Genomic DNA, 16,325 nt, shown 5'->3' with positions numbered 1-16,325 from the left:
GTGGCGCGTCTGGTAACTGACCGTTAACCTGATTGCGCTTTGCATGCATAGTTTTGTATCAGGAATGAATAAATATGAGTAATTACCGCATTGCCATCGTAGGCGCGTCCGGCCGCATGGGACGCAATCTGATTGAGGCGACGCAGCAGGCAGAGGGCGTCGAGCTGGGCGCCGCGCTGGTGCGTCCAGGATCCTCGCTGACTGGCAGCGACGCCGGCGAACTGGCCGGGCTGGGGAAAAACGGCGTGATTATCGCCGACGATTTACGCAGCGTGATGGATGATTTTGACGTGCTGGTGGATTTCACCCGTCCTGAAGGCACGCTGCACTATCTGGCGCTGTGCCGCGAATACAACAAGGCGATGGTGATCGGCACCACCGGCTTCGACGACGCGGGCAAAGCGGCGATTCAGGCCGCCGCCGCCGATATCAGCATCGTCTTCGCCGCCAATTTCAGCGTCGGCGTAAATCTGGTGCTTAAGCTGCTGGAGAAAGCGGCGAAGGTGATGGGCGACTACGCCGATATCGAAATTGTCGAAGCGCACCATCGTCATAAGGTTGATGCGCCTTCCGGCACGGCGCTGGCGATGGGCGAAGCGATTGCCGACGCCATGAGCTGGGATTTAAAGGATCATGCCGTCTACGCGCGCGAAGGCCATACCGGCGAGCGCAAGCCGCAGACTATCGGTTTTGCCACGGTGCGCGCGGGCGATATCGTCGGCGAGCATACGGCAATGTTTGCGGATACTGGCGAGCGTGTTGAGATTACCCACAAGGCTTCAAGCCGTATGACCTTCGCCAATGGCGCGGTTAAGGCGGCATTGTGGCTGAAAGAGAAGAAATCCGGCCTTTACGATATGCGAGACGTGCTGGATTTGTCGATGTTGTGATGTTGTGTACCATCGTGATGTGGTTATTTCAATCAGTAACCGGTTGATTGAACAGGGCGATAGCATTATCGCCCTTTATTTTTTGTGAAAATAACGTCTTTACATTATTTTTGATACGAGTTGTGTGAAAGTTGGGTTTTTTATAGTGGTTGAGGTTAAAAAAAGACCTTTTTTGACCATTTGGTCAAAAATAGTGGTCTTCACGGCCCGCTTTTATTTTATTTCTCTCAGGCAACCGTTTATTCCTGCCGGTAATATCGCTTTTTTGCGACTTATTCCTGGTTTTACCCTTCAGTGACTCGAAAACCACTAAAAAATCGCGCTTCAGGGTAGACAAGGCTGAGTGCGATCATTAGAATGCGCGCAATTTGCCAAAAATCGACCACTCAGGCGGTTTTTGCCTTGATTCAGGGCCAAATTTTGAATTAATATGCAAATATTGTGACTGTTTATTCCCTGGAGGATGTTTTGATTAAGTCAGCGCTCTTGGTTCTGGAAGACGGAACCCAATTCCACGGTCGGGCCATAGGGGCAACGGGATCGGCAGTGGGGGAGGTCGTTTTCAATACGTCAATGACCGGTTATCAAGAAATACTCACTGATCCCTCCTATTCCCGCCAGATCGTCACCCTCACTTATCCCCATATCGGCAATGTCGGCGTCAACGCCGCTGACGCAGAATCCACGCAAATTCACGCGCAAGGCCTGGTCATCCGCGACCTGCCGCTGATTGTCAGCAACTTCCGCAGCGAAGAGAGCCTGTCGGCTTATCTGCAGCGCAACAACGTGGTGGGCATCGCCGATATCGACACCCGCAAGCTGACGCGCCTGCTGCGCGAAAAAGGGGCGCAAAACGGCTGCATCATCGCGGGCGACAACCCGGATGCGGCGCTGGCGCTGCAGAAAGCGCAGGCGTTCCCGGGGCTGAAAGGGATGGATCTGGCGAAAGAAGTCACAACGGCGGAGACCTATAGCTGGCAGCAGGGCTCCTGGACGCTGAACGAGGGCCTGCCGCAGGCGAAGAGCGCGGAAGCGCTGCCGTATCACGTCGTGGCCTACGATTACGGCGTGAAATTCAATATCTTCCGCATGCTGGTGGATCGCGGCTGTCGCCTGACGGTGGTGCCGGCGCAGACGCCTGCCGAAGAGGTGCTGAAGCTTAACCCAGACGGGATTTTCCTCTCTAACGGACCGGGCGACCCGGAGCCGTGCGATTACGCCATCAGCGCGATCAAAGCCTTCCTCGAGACCGAGGTTCCGGTGTTCGGCATCTGCCTCGGCCATCAGCTGCTGGCGCTGGCGAGCGGCGCGAAAACGGTGAAGATGAAGCTTGGCCACCACGGCGGCAACCATCCGGTGCAGGATCTCGACAACAATCGCGTCATGATCACCGCGCAAAACCACGGCTTCGCCGTTGATGACGCCACCCTGCCGGCGAACCTGCGCGTGACGCACATTTCGCTGTTCGACAAAACGGTGCAGGGCATTCACCGCACCGATAAACCGGCGTTCAGCTTCCAGGGACATCCGGAAGCGAGCCCGGGCCCGCACGACGCTGCGCCGCTGTTCGATCACTTTATCGAGCTGATCGAAGCCTACCGTTCGAAAGCTAAGTAATCAGGAGCCAGAAAATGCCGAAACGTACAGATATAAAATCCATCCTGATCCTTGGCGCAGGCCCGATTGTTATCGGCCAGGCCTGTGAGTTTGACTACTCTGGCGCGCAGGCGTGTAAGGCGCTGCGCGAAGAGGGCTACCGCGTCATTCTGGTGAACTCCAACCCGGCGACCATTATGACCGACCCGGAGATGGCTGATGCGACCTATATCGAGCCGATTCACTGGGAAGTGGTACGCAAAATTATCGAAAAAGAGCGCCCGGATGCGGTGCTGCCGACCATGGGCGGACAGACCGCGCTGAACTGCGCGCTGGAGCTGGAGCGTCAGGGCGTGTTGGAAGAGTTCGGCGTCACCATGATTGGCGCCACGGCTGATGCGATTGACAAAGCAGAAGATCGCCGCCGTTTCGACGTGGCGATGAAAAGCATCGGACTGGATACGGCGCGTTCAGGCATCGCCCATACCATGGAAGAAGCGCTGGCCGTGGCTGAAGATGTTGGCTTCCCCTGCATTATTCGCCCCTCGTTCACCATGGGCGGCACCGGCGGCGGCATCGCCTATAACCGTGAAGAGTTTGAAGAGATCTGCGAACGCGGCCTTGACCTCTCGCCGACCAACGAGCTGCTGATCGATGAGTCGCTGATTGGCTGGAAAGAGTATGAGATGGAGGTGGTGCGCGACAAGAACGACAACTGCATCATCGTCTGCTCTATCGAAAACTTCGACGCCATGGGCATTCACACCGGCGACTCCATTACCGTCGCGCCGGCGCAGACGCTGACCGATAAAGAGTATCAGATCATGCGTAACGCCTCGCTGGCGGTGCTGCGTGAAATCGGCGTGGAAACAGGCGGCTCCAACGTGCAGTTCTCGGTCAACCCGAAGGACGGCCGTCTGATCGTGATCGAAATGAACCCGCGCGTGTCGCGCTCTTCGGCGCTCGCCTCCAAGGCGACCGGCTTCCCGATCGCTAAAGTGGCGGCCAAGCTGGCGGTCGGCTTTACGCTTGACGAGCTGATGAACGATATCACCGGCGGTCTGACTCCGGCGTCGTTCGAACCCTCTATCGACTATGTCGTCACCAAGATCCCGCGCTTTAACTTCGAGAAATTCGCCGGCGCGAACGACCGTCTGACCACCCAGATGAAATCGGTCGGCGAAGTGATGGCGATTGGCCGCACCTTCCAGGAGTCGATGCAGAAAGCGCTGCGCGGTCTGGAAGTGGGCGCCAACGGCTTCGACCCGAAAGTGCACCTTGACGATGCCGATGCGCTGACCCGCATTCGCCGCGAGCTGAAAGATGCAGGCGCCGAGCGTATCTGGTATATCGCCGATGCGTTCCGCGCCGGGATGTCGGTCGACGGCGTTTTCAACCTGACCAATATCGATCGCTGGTTCCTGGTGCAGATCGAAGAGCTGGTGCGTCTGGAAGAGCAGGTGGCGCGCGAAGGCGTCAACGGCCTGAGCCAGCCGTTCCTGCGTACGCTGAAGCGCAAAGGCTTCGCCGACGCGCGTCTGGCGGCGCTGGCAGGCGTCTCGGAAGGCGAGATCCGCAAGCTGCGTCAGCAGTACAATCTGCATCCGGTCTATAAGCGCGTCGACACCTGCGCCGCCGAGTTCGCCACCGATACCGCCTATATGTACTCCACCTATGAAGAGGAGTGCGAGGCGAACCCGAATCAGGATCGCGACAAGATTATGGTGCTGGGCGGCGGGCCAAACCGCATCGGCCAGGGCATTGAGTTCGACTACTGCTGCGTGCACGCCGCGCTGGCGCTGCGCGAAGATGGTTTCGAAACCATTATGGTGAACTGCAACCCGGAAACGGTTTCTACCGACTACGACACCTCTGACCGTCTCTACTTCGAGCCGGTCACGCTGGAAGACGTGCTGGAAATCGTGCGCATCGAGCAGCCGAAAGGCGTGATCGTGCAGTATGGCGGTCAGACGCCGCTGAAGCTGGCGCGCGCCCTGGAAGCGGCAGGCGTGCCGGTTATCGGCACCAGCCCGGACGCGATTGACCGCGCCGAAGACCGCGAGCGCTTCCAGCAGGCGGTCGATCGCCTGAACCTGAAGCAGCCGGCTAACGCCACCGTCACCACGCTGGAGCAGGCGGTGGAGAAAGCGGCCAGCCTCGGCTATCCGCTGGTGGTGCGTCCTTCTTATGTGCTGGGCGGCCGCGCAATGGAGATCGTCTACGACGAGATCGACCTCAAGCGCTACTTCCAGACCGCCGTCTCCGTCTCCAACGATGCGCCGGTGCTGCTGGACCGCTTCCTCGACGACGCGGTTGAGGTGGACGTGGACGCCATCTGCGACGGCGAGCGCGTGCTGATTGGCGGCATTATGGAGCACATCGAGCAGGCGGGCGTGCACTCGGGCGACTCCGCCTGTTCGCTGCCGGCCTACACGCTGAGCCAGGAGATTCAGAACGTGATGCGTCAGCAGGTCGAGCGCCTGGCGTTCGAACTTAACGTGCGCGGCCTGATGAACGTGCAGTTCGCGGTGAAGGACAACGAGGTTTACCTGATTGAGGTGAACCCGCGCGCGGCGCGTACCGTGCCGTTCGTCTCTAAAGCCACCGGCGTGCCGCTGGCGAAAGTGGCGGCGCGCGTCATGGCGGGCAAAACGCTGGCCGAGCAGGGCGTCACTAAAGAGGTGATCCCGCCGTACTACTCGGTGAAAGAGGTCGTGCTGCCGTTTAACAAGTTCCAGGGCGTGGATCCGATTCTCGGCCCGGAAATGCGCTCTACCGGCGAAGTGATGGGCGTGGGCCGTACTTTTGCCGAAGCCTTCTCCAAAGCGATGCTGGGCGCTCAGAGCAACATGAAGAAGAGCGGCCGCGCGCTGCTGTCGGTACGCGAAGGCGATAAGAAGCGCATCGTCGATCTGGCGGCCAAGCTGCTGAAGTTCGGCTTTGAGCTGGACGCCACCCACGGCACCGCCGTGGTGCTGGGTGAAGCGGGCATTAATCCGCGTCTGGTGAATAAGGTGCACGAAGGTCGTCCGCATATTCAGGATCGCCTGAAGAACGGCGAATATACCTATATCGTCAACACCACTGCCGGTCGTCAGGCGATTGAGGATTCGCGTGTGATTCGCCGCAGCGCGCTGCAGTATAAAGTGCACTACGACACCACGCTGAACGGCGGTTTCGCCACGGCGATGTCGCTGAATGCGGATCCGACGGAAAAAGTCATTTCCGTACAGGAAATGCACGCGCTGATTAACGGTTAATTTCCGTGCATAATCAAACGGCCCTCCGGGGCCGTTTTTTTTATTTTTTTATCGCCAGCTTTGATAATAAATAACTAAAAACGATTAAAGTTTTGCGCATTTGTCTTTAGGATTAGCGCGTAATGCTATTACTGCTAAATACCCTAAAAACCGCACAAATTTATAAAGCGAAAGCCTGTCTGCTCAACGTAATATTTCGCCGCCTATTCTTCCGGGCCAATCAGGGACTTATAAAAAAATGAAAATGCGTGCTTTCACACTGAGCGCTATTGCTGCGTTAATGGCGGCTGCGCCCTTTGCCAGCCAGGCTGAAATTACTCTGCTTAAACAAGATCCGCAGGCGGGCGATCCGCTGAGCCGACTGAACTTCACCGTGGGCGGCAGTATTCGTCCGCAGTTCGAACACCAGACCGGCGTCAACGATAAATCTTACAAGCGTAATGGCTTTGACGGCGGCACTCGCTTCCGTTTCGCCGCTGACTATTATCTGTTCGACGATATTAGCTGGGCCAGCTACTACGAGGTGGGCGTTAATATTCCCGCCGTATTCGACTGGGATAACCATTATAAAGATGGCGCCAACGACACCACGCGTCGCCAGCTCTATACCGGCCTGAAAAGTAAAACCTGGGGTGAGATCTATTTCGGCCAGCAGAACAGCGTTTTCTATGACGTTGTCGGCGCGAAGACTGATATCTGGGATTACGACATGAAAGGCCAGGCGCCGGGCAACGGCATCAACGGCGACTACGACGGCTCCTATCGTTCACGCAAGCAGCTGAAGTATAAAAATACTTTTGGCGCGGTCGACCTCTACGCCTCTTACCTGTTCAGCGACAACGAATACCTGCCGGGCAACGGCCTGCGCTACAAGCGCAAAGGCGGCGGTTCGCTGGGCGTGGATTACCATATCACCGACGACCTGACCTGGGGCACGGCGTGGAACTATACCCGCGCGGAGATGCGTAATCCGGGCAATAGCGACAGCGGCGACTACAACCAGAATATCTACGGCACCGCATTAAGCTGGAAGCCGGGCAACTGGACGCTCTCTGCGGGCGGCGGCTGGTATCAAAACTTCCTGCTGACCAAACGCAGCAACGTCAACGACTACTTCGCCGATGACGCATGGGGCCTCGAATACTTCGCCGGCTACAAGATCCCGGTTAAGCAGTACGGCCTGAAAGCGGTGCAGCCTTACGTAATGGGCGATCGTCTGGAGTATGTTAACGGCCGCAACTACCAGCGCATCGACAACGGCGTGGGCGTTACGCTGTTCCTCGACTACGGTTTCCGCGTCGACTACGAACACGTCTTCACCTCCAGCACCGACAACCTGGGCGATATGAACCTGGTGCGTCTGCGCTACGATTTCTAATCGTCAAAACCTAAAACGGCTCCCTCGGGAGCCGTTTTTTTTAGGGAGCGATCGCCGCTTCATCCAGCGGATCGGGGCCAAAGCGGTTGGGGCCGACGGTGCCGCGCAGGCAGAAGTAAACCAGCAGCAGCAGCGTGCCCAGCAGCGGAATCAACATAATCAGCAGCCACCAGCCAGAGCGATCGAGATCGTGCAGGCGGCGTACGCCGACGGCGATGGAGGGGATCAGGACGGCAACGGAGTAGATGAGCGAAAGCACGCCCTGATCAGAAAAAACCTTCAGTCCGAGCAGTTCATCGACTGCGCTGCAGGCCAGCGAAATCAGCGTGCTGAACAATAAAAACAGCCAGAAGGTTTTGCGACGACAGCGACCGTTAACGACCGCATACATTTTTAAAACCGTCAGATAATGGTTCACTTTATGGGTTCCTTTTTTTAATCAAATCAGCGCAGTCGTTCCCGTCAGCTCAAGGTGAAACGCGCTATTCCCGCCCTTGTGCCAGGTAACCTATTTTATCTGGCGGCTTAGGGCGTCGCACAGGAAAAAAGCGGTGTAAAACTCTGCTGAGTAATAAAAATGCGGTGGCAAAAGCCCTTTACGTAATTACACTCTTCCCGCTATCGACGAAAGTTTCGCCTTTACGTATGATGGCGCGAATTTTTTATCTGTGAGTCTCTTAACATGATTAGTCTGATCGCGGCATTAGCAGCAGATCGCGTCATTGGTATGGAAGGTGCCATGCCGTGGAACCTGCCTGCAGATTTGGCGTGGTTTAAACGTAACACCCTGAATAAGCCGGTGATTATGGGTCGTCTGACCTTTGAATCCATCGGTCGTCCGCTGCCGGGACGCCTTAATATCGTGGTCAGCAGTCAGCCGGGCGCGACGGAAGGGGTAACCTGGGTGACCTCGCTGGACGAGGCGATTAAAGCGGCCGGCGACGTGCCGGAGATAATGGTGATTGGCGGCGGGCGGATCTATGAGCAGATGCTGAAGCGCGCCGATCGTCTCTATCTCACCCATATCGACGCCGAGGTAGAAGGGGACACCCAGTTCCCGGATTACGAACCGGACGAATGGCAGTCAACCTTTAGCGAGTTTCACGACGCCGACGAGCAGAACTCCCACAGCTACTGCTTCGAAATCCTCGATCGCCGCTAAGCGTTAATCAGCAAAACGCCTTGTTGAAGGGCATTTGGCAAATGATTAAAACCTTTGCAAGTGGTAGACAGGGATCGGAGAGCAAAGCGTCTCGCGGCATGGATGGCGCGGGCCGAGCGAGCATGGATGCCTTGAGCGACTTTGCCATCGAGCCCGGTCTACCGCGTCGGCACTATTTCACGCCTTGTCCACCGACAAGGCGTTTTCTTTTGCGTCTCTCTCAGGCGGACTGCTGCGGCGGAACGCTGTCGTTTATCGACGGCTGGCGGTTAGAAGCCTGCGTATAGTAGCGCTGGCTTTCCCAGTGCAGCAGCGTCAGCACGCCGCCCCAGCAGCAGCCGGTATCCAGGCCAATCACGCCGCGCGGCGTGCCTTTGCCCTCCAGCGAGGCCCAGTGGCCGAACACCTGCGTATAGTCTTCAGGCAGCTTGCCGGGGATGGTAAACCAGGGCCTGAGCGGCGGCGGCGCGGAGTCCGGCGTCTCTTTGCAGATCATATCGAGCTGGCCGTTGGGGAAGCAGAAGCGCATGCGCGTCAGGGCGTTGGCGGAAAAGCGCAGGCGCGCCAGGCCGCTCAGCTCCGGCGTCCAGTTATTCGGCATATCGCCGTACATGGCGTCCAGAAACAGGGGATAGCTGTCGCTGGAGAGCACCGCCTCCAGCTCGCGCGCGCAGGCCTGCGCCGTCTCTAAATCCCACTGCGGCGTGATGCCGGCGTGCGCCATTACCAGCTTTTTCTCTTCGTCGACCTGCAACAGCGGCTGACGGCGCAGCCAGTTGAGCAGCTCATCGGCGTCCTCCGCTTCGAGCAGCGGCGTCAGGCGATCCTTGGGTTTGTTGCGGCTGATGCCGGCGAACACCGCCAGCAGATGCAAATCGTGATTGCCCAGCACCATACGGACGCTCTCGCCGAGCGATTTTACGTAGCGCAGCACCTCAAGCGAACCCGGGCCGCGCGCGACCAGGTCGCCGGTCAGCCACAGCGTATCCTGCTCAGGCGAAAAGTCGACCTGCTCCAGCAGAGCGCGTAGCTCATCGTAACAACCATGAACGTCGCCAATCAGATATGTGCTCATAGAGAATTATCCGCAATAAAAGACCGCGCCCGGCAGAGCCGGGCGAAGGGTGAAAAGATCAGTGTATATGGGTTTCTACGGCAAGGCGGAACACCGGGATGTCGATGTGAAAGGTTTCCCCCTCTTCATCCTGCATCACATAGTGTCCCTGCATGGTGCCCATCGGCGTTTCGATTACGGCGCCGCTGGTGTACTGAAATTCGCTGCCGGGCGCAATCACGGGCTGTTCACCAACCACGCCTTCGCCCTGAACTTCGGTTTCGCGCCCGTTGCCGTTAGTGATAAGCCAGTAGCGGCCCACCAGCTGCACGGCGTTTCGACCCAGATTGCGGATGGTAATGGTATAGGCAAAGACGAAGCGCTCCTCTTCCGGCGAGGATTGAGAAGCGATATAGAGACTTTGTACCTGAACAGACATCCGGGCCGATTCACTCATGCGTTACTCCAGCGGTTCAACGTTGTGGGTCGCCAGCCAGTTGGCTAACTGACAGTATTGCGCCACCGACACGTTTTCCGCGCGTAGTCCTGCATCGATGCCCAGCTCATCCAGCGCGCCGGCGGTGAACAGATAGCCGAGGCTGTTGCGCAGGGTTTTGCGGCGCTTACCGAAGGCTTCGGTCGTGATGCGGCTCAGTACGCGAATATCGCTGACCGGATGCGGCGGCTCCGTAAACGGCACCAGGCGCACCACTGCCGAATCCACTTTAGGCGGCGGCGTAAAAGAGTGCGGCGGCACTTCAAGCACCGGAATAACCTGACAATAGTATTGCGCCATCACGCTGAGGCGGCCGTAGGCTTTGCTGCCTGGCCCGGCGACGAGGCGGTTAACCACCTCTTTCTGCAGCATGAAGTGCATATCTTTAATCGAACCAGTATAGCTGAAAAGGTGAAACATCAGCGGGGTCGAAATATTGTAAGGCAGGTTGCCGAAGACGCGCAGCGGCTGGCCTTTCTCTTTCGCCAGCGCGGCGAAATCGAAGGTCATCGCATCCTGCTGATAGATCGTCAGCTTCGGGCCGAGGAACGGATGCGTCTGCAGACGCGCAGCCAGATCGCGGTCCAGCTCGACCACCGTTAAGGCGTCGAGACGCTCGCCGACCGGTTCGGTCAGCGCGCCGAGGCCTGGGCCGATCTCCACCAGCGCTTCGCTGCGCTGCGGATGAATGGCGGAGACAATGCTATCGATAATGTACTGATCGTTCAGGAAGTTCTGCCCGAAACGTTTACGGGCGTAGTGCCCCTGATGGACGCGATTATTCATTACTGCTCTTGATCATAGTGATGGCGAGGTTAAGCGCCGTAATAAAGCTGCCCGGCTCCGCCTGGCCCAGACCGGCTAGCTCCAGCGCGGTGCCGTGGTCGACGGAGGTACGGATAAAGGGCAGGCCGAGGGTGATATTCACCGCGCGGCCAAACCCCTGAAATTTTAGCACCGGCAGACCCTGATCGTGATACATCGCCAGCACCGCATCGGCGTGCTGCAGATATTTCGGCTGGAAGAGGGTGTCGGCCGGCAGCGGCCCGGTCAGCCGAATGCCCTGTTCGCGCAGGGAGTCGAGCGCCGGAATAATCGTATCGATCTCTTCGCGCCCCATATGGCCGCTCTCGCCCGCATGGGGATTAAGCCCGCAGACAAAAATATGCGGCTGAGGGATGGCGAACTTCTGCTGTAGATCGCGATGCAGGATGGTAATGACTTCGCGCAGGCTGGCGTGGGTAATCGCCGCCGAGACATCTTTCAGCGGCAGATGCGTAGTCGCCAGCGCCACGCGCAGCTCTTCGGTCGCCAGCATCATCACGACGCGATGACCGCCGGCGCGATCGGCGAAGAATTCGGTATGGCCGGTAAAAGGAATGCCGGCATCGTTAATCACGCCTTTATGCACCGGGCCGGTGATCAGCGCGGCGAATTCGCCGTTGAGGCAGCCGTCGCAGGCGCGCGCCAGGGTCGCCAGCACATAGGCGCTGTTGGCCGGCTGGAGTTCGCCCGGCGTAACCGGCTGCGCGGTCTCTATCGGCAGAATGGTCAGCGATCCGGCCTGCTGCGGCTGCGCCGCGAGGCCGGGCTGATAGTCGCGCAGCGTCAGCGGCAAGCCGAGCTGAGCGGCGCGCGCATGCAGCAGCTGCGGCGACGCGCAGACCACCAGTTCAACCGGCCAGTTTTGCTGAGCCAGCTGAATGGCGAGATCGGGACCAATCCCGGCGGGTTCGCCGGGCGTGATGACGACGCGATAATTACTGGGCATTGCCGTCCAGGATTTTCACGTAGGCGCTGGCGCGCTGTTCCTGCATCCAGGTCTGCGCTTCTTCGGCAAACTTGCGGTTGAACAGCAGGCGATAGGCGCGCTCTTTCTGCGCCGCATCAGTCTTGTCGACCTGACGGGTATCCAGCAGCTGAATCAGGTGCCAGCCGAAAGAGGAGTGAACCGGCTGGCTGGTCTGGCCTTTCTGCAGCTGCAGCAGGGCGTCGCGGAACGCCGGATCGTAGGCTTCCGGCGAGGACCAGCCCAGATCGCCGCCCTGGTTGGCGGAGCCCGGATCGTCGGAGAACTGTTTGGCTGCCGCCGCGAAGCTGGTTTTACCGCTGCGGATATCGGCGGCGATCTGTTCCAGCTTCGCGCGCGCCTGCTCGTCGGTCAGGATCGGCGACGGTTTGATCAGGATATGGCGCGCGTGCACTTCGGTGACGGAGATATTTTTGCTCTCGCCGCGCAGATCGTTGACCTTCAGAATATGGAAGCCGACGCCGGAGCGGATTGGGCCGACGATATCGCCTTTTTTCGCCGAGGAGAGCGCCTGAGCGAACAGGGTCGGCAGCTCTTCGATTTTGCCCCAGCCCATGTTGCCGCCTTTCAGCGCCTGCGGATCGGCGGAGTAGGTCACGGCCAGTTTGCCGAAGTCCGCGCCGCCTTTCAGTTCGCCTACCAGCTGCTTAGCCAGCGCTTCCTGATCGTCGACCTGCTGCTGCGTCGGGTTTTCCGGCAGCGGCAGCAGAATCTGGCTGACGTTCAGCTCGGTGCCCTGAGCGTTTTGCGCGCCCACCTGGGTTGCCAGCGTATCAACTTCCTGCGGCAGGATAGTGACGCGACGACGCACTTCATTGTTGCGAACTTCGGCAATCAGCATCTCTTTACGGATCTGGCCGCGATAGTCGCTGTAGTTGACGCCGTCGTAGGCCAGGCGGCTGCGCAGCTGATCGAGGCTCATATGGTTCTGCGCGGCGATATTGCCGATCGCCTGGTCGAGTTGCTGATCGCTGATCTGCAGGCCCGCTTTTTCGCCCATCTGCAGGATGATGTTGTCCATGATCTGACGTTCAAGGATCTGGTGACGCAACGTCTTGTCGTCCGGCAGCTGCTGTCCGGCCTGCTGCGCCTGCGCTTTTACGGTGCGCAGCATATTGTCTACGTCACTCTCCAGAACGACGCCGTTATTCACAACGGCAGCGACTTTATCAACCACTTGTGGTGCTGCGAACGCGGTGTTGGCGGCTACCGCCACACCCAGAATCAGCATTCTCCAGTTCTTCATACTTTTTCCATAGTTGTTTCCGCAGTGCGGGAATTACCAGTCAAACATCGCAACATCAGAAAGCGCGCTGGTAAGGGATAATGCCCTGACGCAGCATCTGGTCGGTGCCTAAGCCATAACCGGAGCTTAAACCACGCAGCTCAATGTTGAATGAGATTTGGTTGTCATACTTACTGTCGTTGTTTTCCCAACCGTTGATCTTGCGTTCGTAACCGACGCGGATCGCGTAACAGCAGGAGCTGTACTGCAGGCCAACCAGCTGCGAGGCCGGTTTCTGGTTGCGCGTATCGTAGTAGTACGCGCCCACCACTGACCAGGCGTCCGCAATCGGCCAGCTGGCGGTGCCGCCTACCTGTGAAATTCCCTTTTTATAGATCGGGTTGTTCACCAGGTCGGAGTTGTTCAGCGCGCTGGCCACATATTCCGGGCTGCTGTAGCGATAGCTCAGCTGCAGAACGCGGTCGGCGTCGCGACGATACTCCAGCACGGTATTGCCCTGCGCGACGTTGTCGAGACGGGTGTCATACTGCAACCCGCCGCGCACGCCCCAGCGATCGCTGACTTTCCAGTAGGTGTCGCCGGCCCAAATCAGGCTGCCGGTGTCATCTTCTTTGTTGGTCTGGTTTACGCCGGTACGCGCAGGAGTAAACGAGTAGATTTGACCCACGGAAACGTTAAAACGTTCAACCAGATCCTGATCATAAATACGCGTGGTGACGCCGGTCGATACCTCGTTGGCGGAGGCGATGCGATCCAGGCCGCTATAGGTGCGGTCGCGGAACAGGCCGGTGTAGTCGGTCTGCAGCAGCGTCGAGTCGTACGGATAGATATCGCTCTGGTTGCGGTATGGAATATAGAGATACTGCACGCGCGGCTCGAGCGTCTGGGTATAGCCTGCCGCCCAGTCCATATCGCGGTCGAATACCAGACGGCCGTCGACCTTGAACTGCGGCATGGTGCGATTCACCGTGCTTTTCAGCTGGCCGCTCTGGCTGTTGGCCGCGTCCGCCAGATTGGCGTTGTAGTAGTCCAGCGAATCCTGCTGATAGTGTGTCGCAAGGAACTTCGCCTCAGTATCCAGGCTCGCCCAGCCGTTGGAGAGCGGCAGGTTAAGCGTCGGCTCGACGTGCAGGCGGGTCGCTTCAGGATAGTTATTGTTGACGTTGGTGAACTTCACCGCCTGCGCGTAAATGCGACCGTCGAACGGACCTATGTCGTTCTGGTAGAAGTTCAGATCGAGCTGCGGCTGCGCGCGATAGACGTTGCTGTTGCTGGTATCGCCAAAGACCTGGAAGTCACGGCTGGAGAGCGTGGCGTCCCAGTTAGTGTCGGCGTAGCCGATGCTGAACTTCTGCGTCGCATAGCCGTCGGTGGAGCTGTAATATTTCGAGTCGAGATCGTTAAAGTAGTAGGGATCGCTGACTTTGGTGTAATCGGCGTTGAAGCGCCAGTGCTGATCGTAGACCCCGGCGTGGCGCCAGTAGAAGAGCCAGCGGTCGTTGCTTTTGTCTTCCGCGATATTACGCGCCGCTTTGTCTTTATCGTACTGGTTGTCCGACGGCAGATAGTCGAACTCCATCAGACCGGCGCCTAACTGCGTCAGGTAGCGGAATTCGTTTTCCAGCTGCATGCCGCGCTTCGACATGTAGTGCGGCGTAATAGTGGCGTCCGCCTGCGGCGCGATGTTCCAGTAGTAGGGCAGGACAAATTCGAACCCTTTGCTGCTGCCATATTTCGCGTTCGGGATCAGGAAGCCGGAGCGGCGGCGATCGCCGATCGGCAGCTGCAGATAGGGACTGTAGAAGATCGGCACCGCGCCCAGCTTAAAGCGGGCGTTCCAGATCTCCGCCACCTCTTCTTCGCGATCCTGGATAACCTGCGAGCCCACGACGCTCCAGCTGTTGTAGCCGGGCAGACAGGAGGTGAAGCTGCCGTTTTCCAGAATGGTGTAGCGGTTATCGGCGCGCTGCTTCATCAGATCGGCGTCGCCGCGTCCCTGACGACCCACCATCTGGTAGTTGCCGTTCCAGACGTTGGTGTCTTTGGTATTCAGGTTAGACCAGGCTTTCGGACCTTTCAGGATGACCTGATTGTCGTCATAGCGCACATTACCCAGCGCGTCGACGGTGCGAACCGGCGTGGTTTGTCCTTCCTGCTGGCGCTGATGCAGCTGCATCTCATCCGACTGCAGGCGGCTGTTGCCCTGCTGTACATCCACGTTGCCGGTGAATACCGCGTCGTCCGGATAGTTTCCCTTCGCCGCGTCGGAATGAATCGTGACCGGCAGCTGGTTCGTCTGGCCAGTGACCAGCGGGCGGTTATAGCTCGGCACGCCCAGCATACACTGCGACATAAGATCGTCGGCCAGGGCAGACTGACTGGATATCGCTGCGCCAATCATGGTGGCCAGCAGGGTAGGTAGTCGTTTATTCATACGCGGTATCGAGAATTCCATGAAAACTGGCATCATGCCGACAATCGGCTCAGAGACTAACGTACTGCCCGGCGTTGTGCCAGTGTTAATCCGTGTCTGTCCGCGTTGCCGTTAGGCGCTGGGATAAATGACAGGTATGATAATGCAATTTTCAGCCGCAAGCATGGCGAATTGAGGAGTTTATGCGCTACTGGGGAAAAGTTATTGGGCTGGTGCTGGGGCTGCTTTCCGGCGCCGGTTTTTGGGGCATTGTGTTCGGCCTGGCGATTGGCCATCTGATCGATAAGGTTCGCGGCGCAAAAGGACAGGCCTGGTTCGCGAATAACCAAACCCGCCAGACGCTGTTTTTTCTCACCACGTTTCAGGTGATGGGCCACCTTACCAAATCGAAAGGGCGCGTTACCGAAGCCGATATTCAAATCGCTTCTTTATTAATGGATCGCATGCAGCTGCACGGCGATGCGCGCACCGCCGCGCAGCGCGCCTTCCGCGAAGGCAAGCAGGGCGACTACCCGCTGCGCAGCAAACTGCGCGAGCTGCGCAGCGCCTGTTTCGGCCGCTTCGATCTGATTCGGATGTTTCTGGAAATTCAGATTCAGGCCGCTTTCGCCGACGGCTCGCTGCATCCCAACGAGCGTCAGGTGCTTTATGTGATCGCCGAAGAGCTGGGCATCTCGCGCATTCAGTTCGATCAGTTCCTGCGCATGATGGAGGGCGGCCAGCAGTTCGGCGGCGGGCAAGGCGGCGGCTATCAGCAGGCGCAGCGCGGGCCGACGCTGGAGGACGCCTGCAGCGTGCTGGGGGTGAAAAGCAGCGACGACGCCACCACCATTAAGCGCGCCTATCGCAAGCTGATGAGCGAGCATCATCCCGACAAGCTGGTGGCGAAAGGCTTGCCGCCGGAGATGATGGAGATGGCGAAGCAGAAGGCGCAGGAGATTCAGGCGGCTTACGATCTGATTCGCCGCGAGAAAGGCTTTAAGTAGCGTCCTGGCCCGC

General features: G+C 58.3%; 13 protein-coding genes. 6 read left to right on the top strand and 7 right to left on the bottom strand.

Going from position 1 to position 16,325, the window contains the following annotated elements:
- The first annotated feature begins 74 nt into the window (after window positions 1-74).
- The 4 genes from dapB (at window position 75) to AC6I7Z_RS15985 (ending at window position 7,124) form a co-directional block, all read left to right on the top strand.
- Window positions 75-890 carry a 4-hydroxy-tetrahydrodipicolinate reductase gene (gene dapB / locus AC6I7Z_RS16000; RefSeq protein ID WP_497814928.1) on the top strand — a complete coding sequence of 272 codons (816 nt, stop codon included), beginning with the start codon at window positions 75-77 and terminating at the stop codon, window positions 888-890.
- 468 nt (window positions 891-1,358) lie between these two features.
- Window positions 1,359-2,507 (top strand): glutamine-hydrolyzing carbamoyl-phosphate synthase small subunit, encoded by a 1,149-nt coding sequence (carA, locus tag AC6I7Z_RS15995; protein WP_497814927.1) that lies wholly within the window; start codon window positions 1,359-1,361, stop codon window positions 2,505-2,507.
- 14 nt (window positions 2,508-2,521) lie between these two features.
- Window positions 2,522-5,746: a carbamoyl-phosphate synthase large subunit gene (gene carB / locus AC6I7Z_RS15990; protein WP_497814926.1), complete on the top strand. Its 3,225-nt coding sequence runs from the start codon at window positions 2,522-2,524 to the stop codon at window positions 5,744-5,746.
- Between the two features lie 238 nt (window positions 5,747-5,984).
- Window positions 5,985-7,124 (top strand): porin, encoded by a 1,140-nt coding sequence (locus tag AC6I7Z_RS15985; protein ID WP_033749446.1) that lies wholly within the window; start codon window positions 5,985-5,987, stop codon window positions 7,122-7,124.
- A gap of 40 nt (window positions 7,125-7,164) precedes the next feature.
- On the opposite strand, the gene AC6I7Z_RS15980 is transcribed toward AC6I7Z_RS15985, so the two are convergent.
- On the bottom strand, window positions 7,165-7,542 hold the full coding sequence (locus AC6I7Z_RS15980; protein ID WP_497814925.1) for a DUF805 domain-containing protein: 378 nt from the start codon (window positions 7,540-7,542) through the stop codon (window positions 7,165-7,167).
- Between the two features lie 264 nt (window positions 7,543-7,806).
- Here AC6I7Z_RS15980 and folA point away from each other — a divergent pair, with 264 nt between their 5' ends.
- On the top strand, window positions 7,807-8,286 hold the full coding sequence (gene folA / locus AC6I7Z_RS15975) for a type 3 dihydrofolate reductase (RefSeq protein WP_033749447.1): 480 nt from the start codon (window positions 7,807-7,809) through the stop codon (window positions 8,284-8,286).
- Window positions 8,287-8,506: 220 nt separating this feature from the next.
- Here folA and apaH read toward each other — a convergent pair whose 3' ends face one another.
- Genes apaH through lptD form a run of 6 tightly spaced genes read right to left on the bottom strand, consistent with a single transcriptional unit; the run spans window position 8,507 to window position 15,326 of the window.
- The gene (gene apaH / locus AC6I7Z_RS15970; protein WP_497814924.1) at window positions 8,507-9,361 is read right to left on the bottom strand and encodes a bis(5'-nucleosyl)-tetraphosphatase (symmetrical) ApaH; all 855 of its coding nucleotides are present in this window, start codon (window positions 9,359-9,361) and stop codon (window positions 8,507-8,509) included.
- Between the two features lie 58 nt (window positions 9,362-9,419).
- On the bottom strand, window positions 9,420-9,797 hold the full coding sequence (gene apaG, locus AC6I7Z_RS15965) for a Co2+/Mg2+ efflux facilitator ApaG/CorD (RefSeq protein ID WP_497814923.1): 378 nt from the start codon (window positions 9,795-9,797) through the stop codon (window positions 9,420-9,422).
- 3 nt (window positions 9,798-9,800) lie between these two features.
- Window positions 9,801-10,622, bottom strand: a complete 822-nt coding sequence (gene rsmA, locus AC6I7Z_RS15960) for a 16S rRNA (adenine(1518)-N(6)/adenine(1519)-N(6))-dimethyltransferase RsmA (protein WP_497814922.1) — start codon at window positions 10,620-10,622, stop codon at window positions 9,801-9,803.
- Complete coding sequence (gene pdxA / locus AC6I7Z_RS15955; protein ID WP_497814921.1) at window positions 10,615-11,607, bottom strand: 4-hydroxythreonine-4-phosphate dehydrogenase PdxA; 993 nt, start codon at window positions 11,605-11,607, stop codon at window positions 10,615-10,617. The genes rsmA and pdxA overlap by 8 nt, the downstream gene beginning before the upstream one ends.
- A complete protein-coding gene (gene surA / locus AC6I7Z_RS15950; RefSeq protein ID WP_033749453.1) occupies window positions 11,597-12,892 on the bottom strand; it encodes a peptidylprolyl isomerase SurA in 1,296 nt (431 codons plus the stop codon). The genes pdxA and surA overlap by 11 nt, the downstream gene beginning before the upstream one ends.
- Window positions 12,893-12,947: 55 nt before the next feature.
- Entirely contained in the window at window positions 12,948-15,326 is a 2,379-nt protein-coding gene (gene lptD, locus AC6I7Z_RS15945; protein WP_497814920.1) for an LPS assembly protein LptD, read from the bottom strand.
- A gap of 182 nt (window positions 15,327-15,508) precedes the next feature.
- On the opposite strand from lptD, the gene djlA reads away from it, so the two are divergent.
- Complete coding sequence (gene djlA / locus AC6I7Z_RS15940) at window positions 15,509-16,312, top strand: co-chaperone DjlA (protein ID WP_033793462.1); 804 nt, start codon at window positions 15,509-15,511, stop codon at window positions 16,310-16,312.
- Window positions 16,313-16,325: the final 13 nt, after the last annotated feature.

The sequence above is a fragment of the Pantoea sp. X-Soil-MYKO-1289 genome (assembly GCF_059730625.1).
The sequence above is the reverse complement of the archived record's forward strand: the minus strand, read 5'-3'. Positions and strand labels throughout refer to the sequence as shown.